The organism is Bacillus sp. FJAT-29937, assembly GCF_001509555.1.
GTDB lineage: Bacteria > Bacillota > Bacilli > Bacillales > Cytobacillaceae > Cytobacillus.
Genome location: NZ_LMAS01000001.1, coordinates 318,028 through 333,143, shown reverse-complemented (window position 1 = coordinate 333,143; position 15,116 = coordinate 318,028). Strand labels below are relative to the sequence as shown.

The following is a 15,116-nucleotide window of genomic DNA, read 5'->3' as shown; positions in this document are numbered from 1 at the left end:
CAGAGGGTGTGATTCATAATGTTCACGGCAGTATTTGGAGCGTTTGAAGCTGGAATTATCTATGCGATTATGGCACTCGGAGTTTATTTATCATTCCGAGTGCTGGATTTTCCAGACTTAACGGTAGATGGAAGCTTTGTAACAGGAGCGGCTGTTGCAGCGACAATGATTGTCAGCGGGATAAATCCATTTCTAGCCACTGTTTTCGCACTGATCGCTGGGTTTGCTGCAGGCTGTATTACGGGTGTCCTTCATACGTTCGGAAAGATCAATGCTCTCCTTTCTGGGATATTAATGATGATTGCTCTTTATTCGATTAATCTCCGAATTATGGGGAAATCAAACGTTCCGTTATTAAATACAGAAACAGCTATAACAAATGTTAGAGATACTTGGGCTACAACGGGCTTAGACTCTTTTTTTAATAGTATCCTTTCTGCGGTGGGACTTGGAGACAGTTTGCCAAGGACATGGGGAATTTTAATCTTCATGCTTATTGTTACCTTTTTGATTAAATTCCTGACAGATAAGTTCCTGCAGACTGAAATTGGGCTGGCCATTCGAGCGACTGGCGATAATAAGCGAATGATTAGAAGCTTATCGGCAAATACAAATTTAACAGTCATTCTTGGACTTGGCATTTCAAACGCTATGGTTGCATTTTCTGGAGCACTTATCGCCCAGCAGGGTGGCTTTGCTGATGTTGGAATGGGCATAGGGATGATTATTATAGGGCTGGCCTCAGTCATTATTGGAGAGGCTCTGTTTGGAACAAAAACGATTGCAAGAACAACGTTAGCAGTCATCGGTGGAGCGATAATATACCGAATTGTTGTGACACTTGCTTTGAGGGTAGATTTCCTTGAGCCCGGAGATATGAAATTAATAACGGCAACCATCGTCATTTTAGCTCTCATTCTTCCTAAAATAATTGACTCTTCTAAAGAGAAAAAGAGGAAAGCGAGAAAACAAGCGGAAAACTTGGGTCTAAGCAATATTCCTTCGGATAGAAAGGAGGGGCCATATGCTTGAACTCAAACACATTCATAAAGTTTTTAATGAAGGCACACCTGACGAGAAAATTGCTTTAGATCATATCCATTTAACGTTAAATAAAGGTGATTTTGTTACTGTCATTGGCAGTAATGGTGCTGGAAAATCGACCTTAATGAATATGATCTCTGGCGTCATGATACCTGATGTTGGTACTGTATCGATTGATGGGCAGAATGTTACGATGATGTCCGAATACAAAAGAGCGAAGTTAATCGGACGTGTATTTCAAGACCCGATGGCTGGGACAGCGCCAAATATGACGATTGAAGAAAATTTGGCAATGGCTTATTCCAGAAATAAACAGAGAACGTTAAGAAAAGGAGTTACGAAGAAGCGAAAAGAATATTTTCAAGAAGTGCTGCAATCACTTCATCTTGGGTTAGAAAATCGGCTTACGGCCAAAGTAGGATTGCTTTCAGGAGGAGAAAGGCAGGCACTCTCTTTATTGATGGCTACATTTACAGAGCCGGCGATCCTATTGCTGGATGAGCACACAGCCGCCCTTGACCCAGCCCGTGCTGAGCTCATCACAAATTTAACAAAGGAAATTGTAGAAAAATACAATTTAACGACATTGATGGTCACTCATAATATGCAGCAGGCTCTTGATTTAGGCAATAGACTAATTATGATGGATAAAGGGCAGATCATCTTGCAGGTAGAAGAGGATCAAAAAGGAAACTTGACGATCGAGCAGTTATTAAATGAGTTTCAGAGAATTCGGGGCTCGAAAATGGCAAGTGACCGTGCTTTATTAACTTAATATTGAACGCAATAGGGGATTAATTAGGGATTGTTCACTAATTAATCCTTTTTATTATGTATTAGCCATATTATAAATAAGAAAGAATTTTTTAAAATTTTACAATTTATTGACTATTCATTATACGAAATGGTATTATATCGTTAATTAAACGTCATACTTATTATTGTATAAACGATGGAGGGATCGAATGAAACCAGGTTTAACGGCAGGTTATTCGGTTACAATCGAGGCAGCAGTAACTCCTGAAATGTTTGCTCAATTCGAAGGCAAAATTGTTCATCCTACATATTCGACTGTGATGATGATTTACCATATGGAATGGGCATCTAGACAAATCATCTTGCCTTTTTTAGAAGAGCATGAGGAAGGAATGGGAATTTCAGTTTCAGCTAATCATATTTTACCAGCACCAGAAGGCTCTAACTTGAAAATAAAGGCGGTTCTAACTGAAAAAAAAGACAATAAGATTAAGACCGATGTTTTTATTGTTCATGATACGAAGCTTATTGGCACAGGGGAGGTTACGCAGGTAATCCTTCCGAAAACGAAAATTAAGAGCATGCTGTCATAAGTCGCGGTCGTTCACTTAATCTATCTTTTTTAAAACTAGCACATCTATCGGTACAGTAATATTAAGATGATTCGGTTTGTAAGCGTTAACAAATGTTTAGGGGGAATTGTTCATGAACATGTTTTCGAAGATAAAAGACCATGAACAGGTTGTATTTTGTAATGATGAGTTAACTGGTTTAAAGGCGATTATTGCGATCCATAGTACAAAGCTTGGTCCAGCACTAGGCGGCTGCAGGATGCTTCCTTATTCAAGTGAAGAGGAGGCACTGGAAGATGTTCTGCGGCTCTCTCGTGGTATGACATATAAATGTGCTGCTGCAGATGTTGATTTTGGCGGTGGAAAAGCAGTTATTATTGGCGATCCTCATAAAGATAAGACACCTGAGCTATTCCGTGCGTTCGGGCAGTTCGTAGAATCATTGAATGGTAGATTTTATACAGGGACAGATATGGGGACGTCACCAGATGATTTCATTCATGCATTGAAGGAAACGAATTGTATCGTTGGTGTTGATGAGGTTTACGGTGGAAGCGGGGATTCATCTGTTCCGACAGCACAAGGCGTTATTTATGGAATTCAAGCAACCAATAAGATATTAACTGGAGAGGATCATCTAAGCGGAAAAAGCTATGCGATTCAGGGACTTGGAAAAGTGGGATACAAAGTAGCTGAAAGGCTGCTGGAGGAAGGCGGGGATTTATACGTAACGGATATTAATCAGCAAGCAATCGATAAGCTGCTTTCTAAAGCAAAAACTCTCGGAGCGGCTGTAAAAGTTTTATCAAGTGAAGAGATTTATGGGGCAAACGCAGATGTTTTTATCCCATGCGCAATGGGTGGAATTATAAATGACGAAACTATTCAGCGATTATCTGTTAAGGCCGTTGTCGGTTCAGCGAATAATCAGCTTTTGGAGCTTCATCATGCACAAATGCTAATGGAGAAAGGGATTTTATTTGCGCCTGATTATATTGTCAATTCGGGCGGATTAATTCAGGTTGCAGATGAGCTGTATACACCAAATAAAGAAAGAGTCTTGCAAAAAACAAAAGCCATTTATAACTCTCTTCTCCATATTTACGAGTATGCAAGTGAAGAAGGAATTACAACAGTGGAAGCAGCTAATCAATTTTGTGAAAGACGTATTGAAGCGAGAGCGCGCCGGAATAGCTTTTTTTCTCATAAAAAACGTCCAAAATGGGAAGTAAGGACGTAACTTTTTCGCCGTAATAACAACATTAATAATGTGCAAATGATTGTTTAACCCAAATAGTCACTAAAAATATTTCACAAAGGGTGAGAAAATGGACATTCAGTTTCCGATGCTTCAAGTAATGGATCCAAACGGACAAATAACAGCATCAGAATATAAGGAGAAGATTACAGAGGAATTAGCCAGAAAATTTTATCGACAGCTCGTAAGAATCCGCCTTTTTGATCGAAAGGCCGTGAGTCTGCAACGGCAAGGAAGGATCGGCACATATGCACCATTTGAAGGACAGGAGGCTTCACAGGTAGGAAGTGCGCTTGCATTAAACGAATCAGATTGGATGTTCCCAACGTACCGCGATCATGGGGCGGCCTTCGTGTTTGGCCACGCATTAAGGAATATTCTCTTATTCTGGAATGGACGGAACGAAGGGTGTGTCCCACCGGCTGGAAAAAAGATCTTTCCTCCAGCCATCCCGATTGCCACCCAGATTCCTCACGCAGCTGGAGCCGCCTTGGCTGAAAAGAAAAAGGGAACGAACCATGCAGCGATTGCTTACTTTGGGGATGGGGCTACATCTGAAGGGGATTTTCATGAAGGGCTTAATTTTGCAAGTGTATTTAAAGCACCGGTTGTTTTCTTTAATCAAAATAATCAATACGCCATCTCCGTCCCTATGACTAAGCAAATGAATTCCAAGACGATTGCTCAAAAGGCTTTAGCCTATGATATTCCGGGTATCAGGATCGACGGTAATGATGTCTTTATTGTCTATTTTGAAACGTTAAAGGCTTTGGAAAGAGCGAGAAAGGGTGAAGGACCGACTTTAATTGAAGCTGTCACATGGAGATATGGGGCTCATACGACCGCTGATGACCCATCGAAATACCGCAGCCAAGTGGAGAGCAATAACCGCCGTTTAGAAACAGATCCTATTCTCCGCCTTGAAAGATGGATGAAAAATGAAGGATTATATGATGAAAAATGGGTGAGTGAAGTAGAATCGGAAGTCACACAGGAAATTGAAAAAGCAGTTGAAGAAATGGAAGATTTTCCGCCTGCTGACCCTGCTAATATATTTGATCATGTTTTTGCCGAGCCGACTTGGCAAATTGCTCAGCAAAAAGAGGAGTATTTGAGATTTATAGGAGGTGAAGGGAGATGAGTACGGCGATCAAAACCAAAACACTCACACTCATACAAGCTATTACTGATGCTCTGGATACAATGCTTGAGGAAAGATCCGAAGTACTGCTCTTAGGAGAGGACATCGGAAAAAATGGCGGGGTATTTCGGGCTACTGAAGGACTTCAGGAGAAATACGGAACTGACCGGGTCATTGATACACCTTTAAGTGAAGCAGGATTTGTCGGCGCAGGTATTGGAATGGCGGTTAATGGATTTTTGCCAGTCATTGAAATTCAGTTTCTTAGTTTTATTTACCCTGCCTATGAGCAAATTATGACACACGCATCAAGATTAAGGATGAGAACAATGGGGCATTTTACTGTTCCAATGGTCATTCGCGCCCCGTATGGGGCGGGTGTCAGGGCTCCTGAAATTCATTGTGATAGTCCAGAATCCATATTTACCCATATGCCAGGAATTAAGGTTGTTTGCCCGTCAAGTCCTTACGATGCCAAGGGTTTGCTTATTGCAGCAATTGAAGATCCAGATCCCGTATTATTTATGGAACCGATGAGGTGTTACCGTTCTGGCAGAGAAGAAGTTCCAGAAGGAAAATACAAAATAGAAATAGGCAAAGGAAAAAAAATGCTGGAAGGAGACGATGTATCCATCATTACTTGGGGAGCAATGGTCCCGGTTGTCATGAAAGCAGCGAAAGAAATGGAGGATCGAGGCATACATTGTGATGTGATCGACCTAAGAACTTTATACCCAATCGATAAAGAGATTATTGCCGATTCCGTTCAAAAGACAGGACGTACTGTTATTGTTCACGAGGCACATGCTACTGGAGGAGTCGGGAATGATGTATTAGCCATCATCAATGATACATCGTTCTTATATCAAAAAGCACCTGTAGAAAGGGTAACTGGTTTTGATGCTCCAGTTCCATACTTTGGCTTCGAGGATCATTATTTACCTTCAGCTGATCGGGTGAAATTTGCCATTCATAAAGTTATGTCGTTCTAGGAGGGAAGGAATGGAAGTTAAATTACATGATATAGGAGAAGGAATGACCGAAGCAGATATAAATTGTTTTTTAGTGAAGGCAGGTGATTTTGTAAGGGCCGATGAACCAATCATTGAAATTCAAACAGACAAAATGACCGCGGAAATTCCTGCCCCGCGCACTGGATATATTCGAGAGTTTAAAGTAGAAATCGGGCAGACCGTTCCTGTTGGAACAACATTATTAATCTTGGAAGAGGAAGACAGCTTAAATAAAAAGCCTATATCACTTCCTATAATGACAGTTGATCATCCTATGACGATTGTGAAAGACAATAAAAAACGGATTCTTGCCTCACCGTATACTAGGAAAATTGCGAGAGAAAACGGGATAAATATTGAGATTGTTAAAGGTTCTGGTCCAGCTGGAAGAATCACTGACGAAGATATTTATCAATTACTAGTTTCTTCACAACAACAGGAATCGGAGATCAATAGCCAACCCGCAAGAAATACGGCAATCGCACCTGCAGAGCTATCCCCATTAAAATCAGACACCATTCCATTCAGAGGCAGAAGAAAGCAAATCGCAAAAAAAATGGTTCAATCCTTAAATACGATTCCACATTGTACTCACTTTGAAGAAGTGGATGTTACGGAACTGATTCAATTTCGAGCGGATTTAAAGAAAATGAATCAAACGATTTCAGCAACTGCCTTCTTCATAAAAGCTTTATCTATATGTCTTACAGAATTTCCGATTTTTAATGCTCGGCTTGACGAGGAAAATGAGGTCATTCATCTTCAAAGAGAGCATCAAATTGGAATTGCGGTGGATGCGGAAGATGGTCTTATCGTTCCCGTGCTTCGCGATGTCGAGAAGAAGTCCATTCGAGCTATACATGACGAAATGAAAATATTAACAGAAAAAGCATTAGGCAACCAATTAAGCATGAAGGATATAACAGGCGGAACGTTTACGATTAGTAATGTAGGGCCACTTGGTGGAAGCTTTGGGGCAACACCGATTATTCAGCACCCTGAAGTGGCGCTTATATCCTTCCATAAGACGAAGAAAATGCCAGTAGTGACAGACGATGATCAAATTGTCATCCGCTCCATCATGAATATTTCGATGTCCTTCGATCATCGGGTGGCAGACGGGGCTAGTGCTGTCCGTTTTACGAACAGATTTGCACAATTCATTCAAAATCCAAAAATGCTTTTGCTGGAGTTGGTTTAGATGGTTGTCGGCGACCTTGCCCACGAACGTGATTTAATCATTATTGGCGGTGGACCTGGAGGATATCATGCGGCTATTCGGGCTGCTCAGCTTGGGAAATCAGTTACCCTTATCGAAAAGGGTGAGCTTGGAGGGGTATGCCTAAATAAGGGCTGTATCCCGTCTAAAGTGTTGACCCATGGCGCAGCTAAATACGCATCCCTTAAGGAAATGGATCAACTAGGAATTGAGATTGATAGTATTATGTTTAATTTGGATAAACTCCAAGCTTACAAACATAAAACGATTAACCAGCTTCGAGATGGTGTCCTAACTTTATGTAAAGCGAATAAGATTGAAATCATAAAGGGATCGGCGTTTTTTCTCTCTGACGATCGGATTGGTGTTGAAAATGGGGATCAATATGATATTTATCGTTTTAATCATGCAATTATCGCGACAGGGAGCTCCCCAAAACCACCGGAAGGAATCCAAATTGATCATGAAAGATTCCTAAATTCATGGTCAATCACTAATCTTGAAATCGTGCCTGAAAAGCTTTTCGTTTATGGTCATGACTATGTTGCTTTAGAAATAGCGATGGCTTATAACGCTATTGGTTCTGAAGTTGTGCTTATAAACGAACAGGATGACTTCATGTTTGATTCATCAATAAACCGAGAGCTCATGCGAATATTAAAGAAAAAACAGATTGGGGTACTTAAAAACAACTTTATTTTAGAAGCATATACTACGGATGAACAAGTAACCATTGTTATAAAAAATAAGACAGGCACAGAAGAATTAACTGGTTCACATTTATTTATTTCCGGCAGCCCTGTCCCAAACACGGATCATCTAGGATTAAATCGAATAGGTGTTGAAACGACAAAGAGCGGATTCATAGTCGTTAATCACGAATGCCGTACTTCTAAGAATCATATATTTGCCATTGGCGATGTAACGGAAGGACCAAGTTTAGCCCTTAAAGCCATTAAGCAGGGCAAGACAGCTGCAGAAGCAATCACAGATATAAAGGCTGAAGCAGATTTGCGTTTTCTGCCAGTCATAGCTCATACTAGCCCACCGATTGCTTATGTAGGTTTAACTGAGGAAGAAGCTATTGAGCAAGGGCACTCAGTTGAAACAGCGCAATTTCCGCTATCAGGAAATGGCTATGCAGCCATCCTTGGAAAAAAAGATGGATTGATTAAAGTGGTTTTTGATAAAGATAATCATCTTTTACTCGGAGTGCACATCATTGGGTACGGGGCAGTTGAGTTGATTTCCAGCGGAGTATTCTCGCTTGAAATGGGGGCGAGAGATGAGGATTTGCTGTTCCCGCTTTACCCGCACCCAAGCTTAAATGAGGGGTTCCTAGAGGCAGTAGAAGCAATAAAAAATCAGGCCATTCATCTTCCGCCAAATTTAAGAAAAAAAATAAATGTTTAAATCTTATGTTTCTTTAATGCAGATGTGCATTATAGCTTTAACCTGTACTCTTGAGAACATTGTCACTATCCATATAAAATTAATTCAGAATATTATTACTTTTCGAATTAGGGGGAGCTAGAATGAAAGAAAAAATAACGGAAAGCAAGCAGAAAGTGGAGGATTTTTTTCCAGTTAAGGAAGTTGATTATTTAGAAATTTACACAGGAAACGCTAAACAATCCTGTTACTTTTTTTGTTCTGCCTTTGGCTTTAAACCTGTAGCCTATTCTGGATTGGAGACAGGCAATAGAGAAACCGTTTCCTATGTTCTTCAGCAAAGAAAAATTCGTCTAGTCATTACGGGCTCCTTAACTGAAGGGAGCAGAGTCTCTTCTTTTGTGAAGAAGCATGGAGACGGAGTAAAGGATATTGCTTTAACAGTAGATGATGTGGAGAAAGCATATAAAGAAGCTGTTTCAAGAGGAGCAATTGAAATTTTGCCTCCGTTCGAAATTAAAGATGAGCACGGGACAGTTAAAAAGGCAGTCATCGGAACTTATGGAGATACGATCCACACATTAGTGGAACGGAATAACTATAAAGGTGTTTTCATGCCAGGCTATGAGCCATATGAAATGAATATACCAATTGAAGATGCAGGTTTTATCGGGATTGATCATGTGGTCGGCAATGTGGAAAGGATGGAAGAGTGGGTTAACTACTATGCAAATGTTATGGGCTTCAAAGAGATGACACACTTCACGGACAAAGATATTAGTACGGAGTATTCTGCACTGATGTCAAAGGTCATGCACAATGGCGGCCGAATTAAATTCCCGATCAACGAGCCTGCTGAAGGGAAGCGCAAATCGCAAATTGAAGAGTATCTGGAATTTTACAATGGACCAGGTGTTCAGCATTTGGCGCTTCTTACAGAGGATATTGTTAGTACAGTCAGCATCCTTCGCAAAAATGGAGTAGAGTTTTTAAATACACCTTCCGCTTATTATGATGAGGCTTTATCAAAGCGTGTCGGCAAAATTGATGAAGAAATTGAAAAGCTGAAAGAATTAAGTATTTTAGTAGATCGTGATGACGAAGGTTATTTACTGCAAATCTTTACGAAGCCAGTTGTTGATCGTCCGACATTGTTTATCGAAGTGATCCAGCGTAAAGGGGCAAGAGGGTTTGGGGAAGGGAATTTCAAAGCTTTATTTGAATCCATTGAGCGAGAACAGGCCAGAAGGGGAAATCTATAATTATATGGTTAAAATCCAAACAAAAAGTATACTGGAAGAACTTAAATCATACCCCCTTGGACTTTCGCCAGAGGAAATAAAAGAGAAATACAATCTTAATAGAGTGTGGAAAATGTCGGATAATGAAAACATTTATGGGTGCGCGCCAACGGTAAAAGAGGCTATTCAACAGCATCTGCAAACGCTGCATTTATATCCGGACGGCAATACTTCAGAGTTAGTAAGCAGGCTTGCAAACTTTTACCATCTTAAGGAGGAACAGTTTATTGCCGGGAACGGATCTGACGAAATCATTAGACTTCTTACCCGGGCTTATATCAATAAAGGTGATGAGGCTATAATGGCCGATATCACCTTTCCACGATATGAAACGAATGTTGTCATAGAAGGCGGGACAGCGGTCAAGGTCCCTTTAGCAAACGGAGTTCATCATTTATCAGCTATGCTTGAACGGATTACACAAAGAACGAAAATGATCTTTATTTGCAATCCTAATAATCCTACGGGAACGATTGTAGGAAAAGAAGAATTGAATGACTTTATTGAAAATATCCCAGAACATATCCTTATCGTTCTGGATGAGGCTTATTGCGAATATGTAACATCCGAGCAATATTTGCAATCCATTCCCCTTCTGAGTAGTCATACGAATTTAATCGCTTTAAGAACCTTTTCGAAAATATATGGGCTAGCCGGACTGCGTGTTGGGTACGGAATGATGCATACCGACATTGTAAAAGAACTTCAAAAAGTGAAAGAAGTGTTTAATGTAAATCAGTTGGCACAAGCTGCAGCTGCTCAGGCGCTTGAAGACCAAGAGTTTATCACAGAATGTACCGAGAAAAACGCAGCGGAAAGGATTTTTTTCTCAGCTCAGCTGAGAAAATTAGAATTAGAATTTTTCCCATCCGAAGCAAATTTTCTATATGTTTATAGCAAGTATTCGTTGTCAAAAGAGCTGATTTCTAAAGGATTTCTTATAAGGCCGACGAAGCTCAGCGGCTATGCTGATGCATTTAGAATCACTTTAGGTAATAGGGCTGATAATGAAGCCTTCCTTCAAGCCCTTTACCAAATTGTAAAAGATGGGCGGTGTGAGGATGGAAATATCGCCAGGGAATCTTGAATGGAGAGAGGCATATAAGCTATTAGTCGGTTCTATTTTGCCGCGCCCCATTGCTTTTGTTACAACGATAGATAAACAAGGGGTTGTCAATGCAGCACCCTTTAGCTTCTTCACGGCAATCTGTGCAAATCCCTTGCTAATCTGCTTCTCACCCATGAGAAGAGGTACTGATGGAGCAAAAAAGGATACCCTTACAAATATAGAAGCAACAAAAGAATTTGTCATTAATATTGTGAGCGAAGATTTTGTGGAACAGATGAATATTTGTGCAGGTGAGTTTCCACCTGAGATTGATGAATTAGAAGTAGCGGGCCTTACGAAATTAAAAAGCCTTACGGTAAAGCCTCCTAGAATAGGAGAATCCAAGGTCCACCTCGAATGTACGCTATACGAAGCTCTTCACTTTGGCGAACAGGCAGGAGCCGGGAGCCTAGTCATTGGAAAGGTTGAACATGTTCATGTTGCTGATGAACTCTATGAAAAAGGAAGAATTAATTCAGAAAAATTAAAGCCTATTGGCCGGCTTGCAGGTCAAATGTATACGAAGCCAATGGCGGACACGTTTGAATTAATTCGAAAAATAAATCCAGGGTGATGATATGAAATTTGTAACCTTTCAAAAAGAGGACGGTTCTATTAGAGCAGGCTGGATGATAGATCATAGCCATGTAATTGATATGCATAAAGCTTCAAATGGTGTACTGCCAAAAGATATGTTTTCTTTTCTTGAAAACCAAACTTTTTTTCTAAACTATATTTCTACACTATCCATTACAGAATATGGCGTATACCCCATTGATAAAGTTTTACTTAAGGCGCCGCTGCCGAACCCGAAAAGCTTTCGAGATTTTTATGCCTTTGAGGAACATGTAAAAACTGCTAGAGAAAATCGTGGTTTAGAAATGATTCAAGAATGGTATGACATTCCCGTCTTTTACTTTTCGAATCATCTAGCGATTAAAGGCCCGAATGAAACGATCAGCAGACCAAAACATTGCCATTGGCTTGATTATGAATTGGAAATCGCTTGCGTGATTGGCAAGGAAGGAATGGACATTAAGGCAGAGAATGCGGACGATTATATTTTTGGCTATTGCATTTTGAACGACTGGAGTGCGCGAGACATTCAGAGGAAAGAAATGAAGGTCGGACTTGGCCCCGCGAAAGGAAAAGATTTTGCGACATCAGTAGGACCTTATATTGTGACAAAGGATGAATTGGAAAAGTACCGAGTTGAAAATGGCTATGACTTGACGATGACCGCAAAAGTGAATAATGTTCTGCTTTCAGAAGGGAATATGAGTGATCTATATTATTCATTTGCTGAAATGATTGAGAGGGCATCAGACGGAGTAACTTTATACCCCGGTGACTTAATTGGTTCTGGTACGGTGGGAAGCGGCTGTATATTAGAGCTCGGAACAGATATCCACCGTTGGCTGGAGCTTGGTGATGAAGTTGAACTTGAAATAACCGCACTCGGTTCTTTAAAAAATACAGTCAGCTGAAGCGAGGTGGAAGAATGTTTTACCGGCAGATGGGGAAAATCCCTCACAAGCGCCACACGCAGTTTAAAAAGGGAGACAGCAGTCTTTTTCGAGAGCAAGTAATGGGTACGAAAGGCTTTTCCGGAACACAATCGATTCTTTATCATCATTACTTGCCAACAGAAGTACTCCGTTCGGAACTAATCGGCAAGTATTTGCCTGAGTATGAAGACCAAGCGGCTTTAAAGCACAGGCATTTAATGACAGATAAGATTCAGAAAAAAGGGGATGCGCTAAAAGCGAGAGAATATTTATTGGGGAATGATGATTTGCTCATTGGCACAGCAAAAATAAATCAGCCGATGAAAAGTTTTTACCGGAATGGCGATGGGGATGAGATGCTTTTTATTCATTACGGCACTGGGGTTATTGAGACAATGTTTGGCACAATTACCTATCGTCCGGGAGATTATGTGATGATTCCCATCGGTACCATTTATCGTGTCATACCGGATGGGAATGAAGAGACGAAGGCATTGATTGTGGAATCATTTAGCCAAATTGTTTCTCCGCGAAGATACCGAAATGAATTTGGCCAATTACTAGAGCATAGTCCATTTTGTGAGCGGGACATTCGGGGACCGGAAACTTTAGCGACTTTCGACGAAAAGGGAGAATACGAAGTTATTACGAAGACAAGAGGCTATCTGCATTCCCATATATTAAATCATCACCCATTAGATGTCGTTGGATGGGATGGATATCTTTATCCTTGGGTATTTAATATAGAAGATTTCGAGCCGATAACCGGCAGAGTGCATCAGCCGCCGCCTGTACACCAAACGTTTGAAGGGCATAATTTTGTTGTCTGCTCCTTCGTGCCAAGATTATTTGACTATCATCCTGAAGCCATTCCCGCCCCTTATTATCATAGCAATGTGAATAGTGATGAATTGCTTTACTATGTAGAAGGGAATTTCATGAGCAGGAAGGGGATTAATAAGGAATCGATTACTCTGCATCCGAGCGGGATTCCACATGGGCCTCATCCAGGGACGACTGAAGCGAGTATCGGGAAAAAAGAAACATTAGAGCTGGCGGTCATGATTGATACGTTTAAACCCCTTCGAGTGGTGAAACAAGCTTTAGCCATTGAAGATGCGAAATATATGTATACTTGGGTTTAATCTACAACAATATAACCCACACAAAAAATCCCGACTAATCTTTTATTGCTTAAAAGATTGTTGGGATTTTTATGTTCTTTTCAAAAATTCATGTTAAGAAACGTGAGAAAAATAGCGGGAAACACTATTGGAAGGGAAAAAAAGAATAGTTAGAGATTTAATAGGCGGAGAATTTCCGGCTAATGTATAAAGTTGTGACAAAAAGACAGAAATAAGCGGAAGTTTTCCGACTAAGCAGTCAAATTAAGTTAAAATCCAACGATTTGGAACAAATAAACGGAAATAGCACCTTTATTTTTAGGGAAATATGTGTATTTCCCAACTTAAGCGGAATTTCTCCGTTTATTTTTCAATAGGGGTTTTTAAAAACATTTAGTAAGGTTATATTTTAAAATTTTTATACTCACATTACGAAAAAAACAAACAGTAAAGTATTAGGCGCATAATTGAATAATTTATAAGCCTGTATTGATCAATCCTTTTTCAAAAACACGCTTTTCTTTTTGGAGATAAACTGTGCGGCCATATTCCATTAAAGAACGCAGGGACTATGCATCCGCCCTGCGCGTTTTTTCGTATCCAATATATTCCGATTGAGGGCGGAAAATTGAATTATCTCGCAGCTGTTCTATGGTATGGGCAGTCCAGCCAATCATTCGAGCAACACTGAAAGTCGGTGTAAACAGTTCTGGTGGCATTTCAATAGAACGCATAATGGCAGCTGCATAATACTCAACGTTTGTATATAGCTTACGGTCAGGTTTATGCTGTGCGAGTAAATCAATGATTTCCTTTTCAGCAACAGTTGCTAAGTCTAACCATTCATCTTTTCCGTGCATACTGGTACATTTTTCTCTCAAAAGAATGGACCGTGGATCTTCTGTCTTATAGATTCTATGACCGAATCCCATTATTTTTTTCCCGTTTTGAAGCTTTTCTTCTATAACAGTTTTGATTTTTTCCTGTTCTCCAATTTCCTCAAGTAGGTCAATCACTCCGGAAGGTGCCCCTCCATGTAGAGGACCTTTCATTGTACCGATGGCAGAAGTGATTGCTGCGGCTAAATCTGATTCGGTTGAAATGGTCACACGCGCAGCGAATGTAGCTGCATTCAATCCGTGCTCCATTGTTAATTTCAAATAGGTTTCAAGTGCCTCAACATGTAAGTGATCTGGAAGCTTCCCATTTAACATCCATAAGTAATTCGCTATATGTGATAAATTAGGATTAGGGTTGATTGGAGGTAACCCATTTTGTTTTCGGTAATGTATAGCTATGATTACTGGAAGGGCAGCAGTGAGTATAATGGCTTGCTCTTCGATCGGTTCATTTGAAAAACTAGCATGTGCAAACGCGGAAATAGCTGTACGCATCGCATCCATCAATGGTATTTCTGCTGGCAAAGCTTCGAGGATTTCTCGAACATGGTGAGGTAACTGTCTTCCATTCATTAGTTTAATTTCTAAATGTTTGAGATCACTTTTATCTGGTAACACCCCATGCCAAATAAAATAGGCAATTTCTTCAAACGTATGAAATGGGATAAGTTCGTCTATTAAAATACCTCTATAGCGTAATTCTCCTATCTCACCTTCGACAGAAGCTATATTTGTCTGAACAGCCACAACATCTTTTAATCCTTTTTTAAACATTCTGACT

The 15,116-nt window shown here is 40.3% G+C and carries 14 protein-coding genes; 13 read left to right on the top strand and 1 reads right to left on the bottom strand.

The window, feature by feature from the left end:
• The first annotated feature begins 18 nt into the window (after window positions 1-18).
• From AR328_RS01610 to AR328_RS01550, 13 genes are all read left to right on the top strand, one after another.
• Window positions 19-1,032, top strand: a complete 1,014-nt coding sequence (locus tag AR328_RS01610) for an ABC transporter permease (RefSeq protein WP_066288510.1) — start codon at window positions 19-21, stop codon at window positions 1,030-1,032.
• Complete coding sequence (locus AR328_RS01605; protein ID WP_066288502.1) at window positions 1,025-1,819, top strand: ABC transporter ATP-binding protein; 795 nt, start codon at window positions 1,025-1,027, stop codon at window positions 1,817-1,819. Before AR328_RS01610 ends, AR328_RS01605 begins: the two co-directional genes overlap by 8 nt.
• Window positions 1,820-2,009: 190 nt before the next feature.
• Window positions 2,010-2,393: a thioesterase family protein gene (locus tag AR328_RS01600; RefSeq protein WP_066288501.1), complete on the top strand. Its 384-nt coding sequence runs from the start codon at window positions 2,010-2,012 to the stop codon at window positions 2,391-2,393.
• Window positions 2,394-2,505: 112 nt separating this feature from the next.
• Window positions 2,506-3,612 (top strand): Leu/Phe/Val dehydrogenase, encoded by a 1,107-nt coding sequence (locus tag AR328_RS01595; protein WP_066288498.1) that lies wholly within the window; start codon window positions 2,506-2,508, stop codon window positions 3,610-3,612.
• 88 nt (window positions 3,613-3,700) lie between these two features.
• Window positions 3,701-4,771: a pyruvate dehydrogenase (acetyl-transferring) E1 component subunit alpha gene (gene pdhA, locus AR328_RS01590; protein ID WP_066288495.1), complete on the top strand. Its 1,071-nt coding sequence runs from the start codon at window positions 3,701-3,703 to the stop codon at window positions 4,769-4,771.
• Window positions 4,768-5,763 (top strand): alpha-ketoacid dehydrogenase subunit beta, encoded by a 996-nt coding sequence (locus AR328_RS01585; RefSeq protein WP_066288494.1) that lies wholly within the window; start codon window positions 4,768-4,770, stop codon window positions 5,761-5,763. Before pdhA ends, AR328_RS01585 begins: the two co-directional genes overlap by 4 nt.
• A 10-nt stretch (window positions 5,764-5,773) precedes the next feature.
• Complete coding sequence (locus tag AR328_RS01580) at window positions 5,774-6,985, top strand: dihydrolipoamide acetyltransferase family protein (protein WP_066288492.1); 1,212 nt, start codon at window positions 5,774-5,776, stop codon at window positions 6,983-6,985.
• Window positions 6,986-8,416, top strand: a complete 1,431-nt coding sequence (gene lpdA, locus AR328_RS01575; RefSeq protein ID WP_066288487.1) for a dihydrolipoyl dehydrogenase — start codon at window positions 6,986-6,988, stop codon at window positions 8,414-8,416. It begins immediately after the preceding gene.
• Window positions 8,417-8,538: 122 nt separating this feature from the next.
• On the top strand, window positions 8,539-9,657 hold the full coding sequence (gene hppD / locus AR328_RS01570) for a 4-hydroxyphenylpyruvate dioxygenase (protein WP_066288486.1): 1,119 nt from the start codon (window positions 8,539-8,541) through the stop codon (window positions 9,655-9,657).
• Window positions 9,587-10,783, top strand: a complete 1,197-nt coding sequence (hisC, locus tag AR328_RS01565) for a histidinol-phosphate transaminase (RefSeq protein WP_231734733.1) — start codon at window positions 9,587-9,589, stop codon at window positions 10,781-10,783. The genes hppD and hisC overlap by 71 nt, the downstream gene beginning before the upstream one ends.
• Window positions 10,758-11,378 (top strand): flavin reductase family protein, encoded by a 621-nt coding sequence (locus AR328_RS01560; protein WP_066288479.1) that lies wholly within the window; start codon window positions 10,758-10,760, stop codon window positions 11,376-11,378. The genes hisC and AR328_RS01560 overlap by 26 nt, the downstream gene beginning before the upstream one ends.
• Before the next feature lie 4 nt (window positions 11,379-11,382).
• Entirely contained in the window at window positions 11,383-12,291 is a 909-nt protein-coding gene (locus AR328_RS01555) for a fumarylacetoacetate hydrolase family protein (RefSeq protein ID WP_066288476.1), read from the top strand.
• Between the two features lie 14 nt (window positions 12,292-12,305).
• Complete coding sequence (locus AR328_RS01550; RefSeq protein ID WP_066288473.1) at window positions 12,306-13,457, top strand: homogentisate 1,2-dioxygenase; 1,152 nt, start codon at window positions 12,306-12,308, stop codon at window positions 13,455-13,457.
• A gap of 548 nt (window positions 13,458-14,005) precedes the next feature.
• On the opposite strand, the gene AR328_RS01545 is transcribed toward AR328_RS01550, so the two are convergent.
• A complete protein-coding gene (locus AR328_RS01545) occupies window positions 14,006-15,109 on the bottom strand; it encodes a citrate synthase/methylcitrate synthase (protein WP_066288470.1) in 1,104 nt (367 codons plus the stop codon).
• Window positions 15,110-15,116 lie beyond the last annotated feature (7 nt).

Coding starts and splice junctions, on each gene's coding strand:
- AR328_RS01610 (WP_066288510.1), top strand. CDS start 19: ATGTTCACGGCAGTATTTGGAGCGTTTGAAGCTGGAATTATCTATGCG.
- AR328_RS01605 (WP_066288502.1), top strand. CDS start 1,025: ATGCTTGAACTCAAACACATTCATAAAGTTTTTAATGAAGGCACACCT.
- AR328_RS01600 (WP_066288501.1), top strand. CDS start 2,010: ATGAAACCAGGTTTAACGGCAGGTTATTCGGTTACAATCGAGGCAGCA.
- AR328_RS01595 (WP_066288498.1), top strand. CDS start 2,506: ATGAACATGTTTTCGAAGATAAAAGACCATGAACAGGTTGTATTTTGT.
- pdhA (WP_066288495.1), top strand. CDS start 3,701: ATGGACATTCAGTTTCCGATGCTTCAAGTAATGGATCCAAACGGACAA.
- AR328_RS01585 (WP_066288494.1), top strand. CDS start 4,768: ATGAGTACGGCGATCAAAACCAAAACACTCACACTCATACAAGCTATT.
- AR328_RS01580 (WP_066288492.1), top strand. CDS start 5,774: ATGGAAGTTAAATTACATGATATAGGAGAAGGAATGACCGAAGCAGAT.
- lpdA (WP_066288487.1), top strand. CDS start 6,986: ATGGTTGTCGGCGACCTTGCCCACGAACGTGATTTAATCATTATTGGC.
- hppD (WP_066288486.1), top strand. CDS start 8,539: ATGAAAGAAAAAATAACGGAAAGCAAGCAGAAAGTGGAGGATTTTTTT.
- AR328_RS01560 (WP_066288479.1), top strand. CDS start 10,758: ATGGAAATATCGCCAGGGAATCTTGAATGGAGAGAGGCATATAAGCTA.
- AR328_RS01555 (WP_066288476.1), top strand. CDS start 11,383: ATGAAATTTGTAACCTTTCAAAAAGAGGACGGTTCTATTAGAGCAGGC.
- AR328_RS01550 (WP_066288473.1), top strand. CDS start 12,306: ATGTTTTACCGGCAGATGGGGAAAATCCCTCACAAGCGCCACACGCAG.
- AR328_RS01545 (WP_066288470.1), bottom strand. CDS start 15,109: ATGTTTAAAAAAGGATTAAAAGATGTTGTGGCTGTTCAGACAAATATA.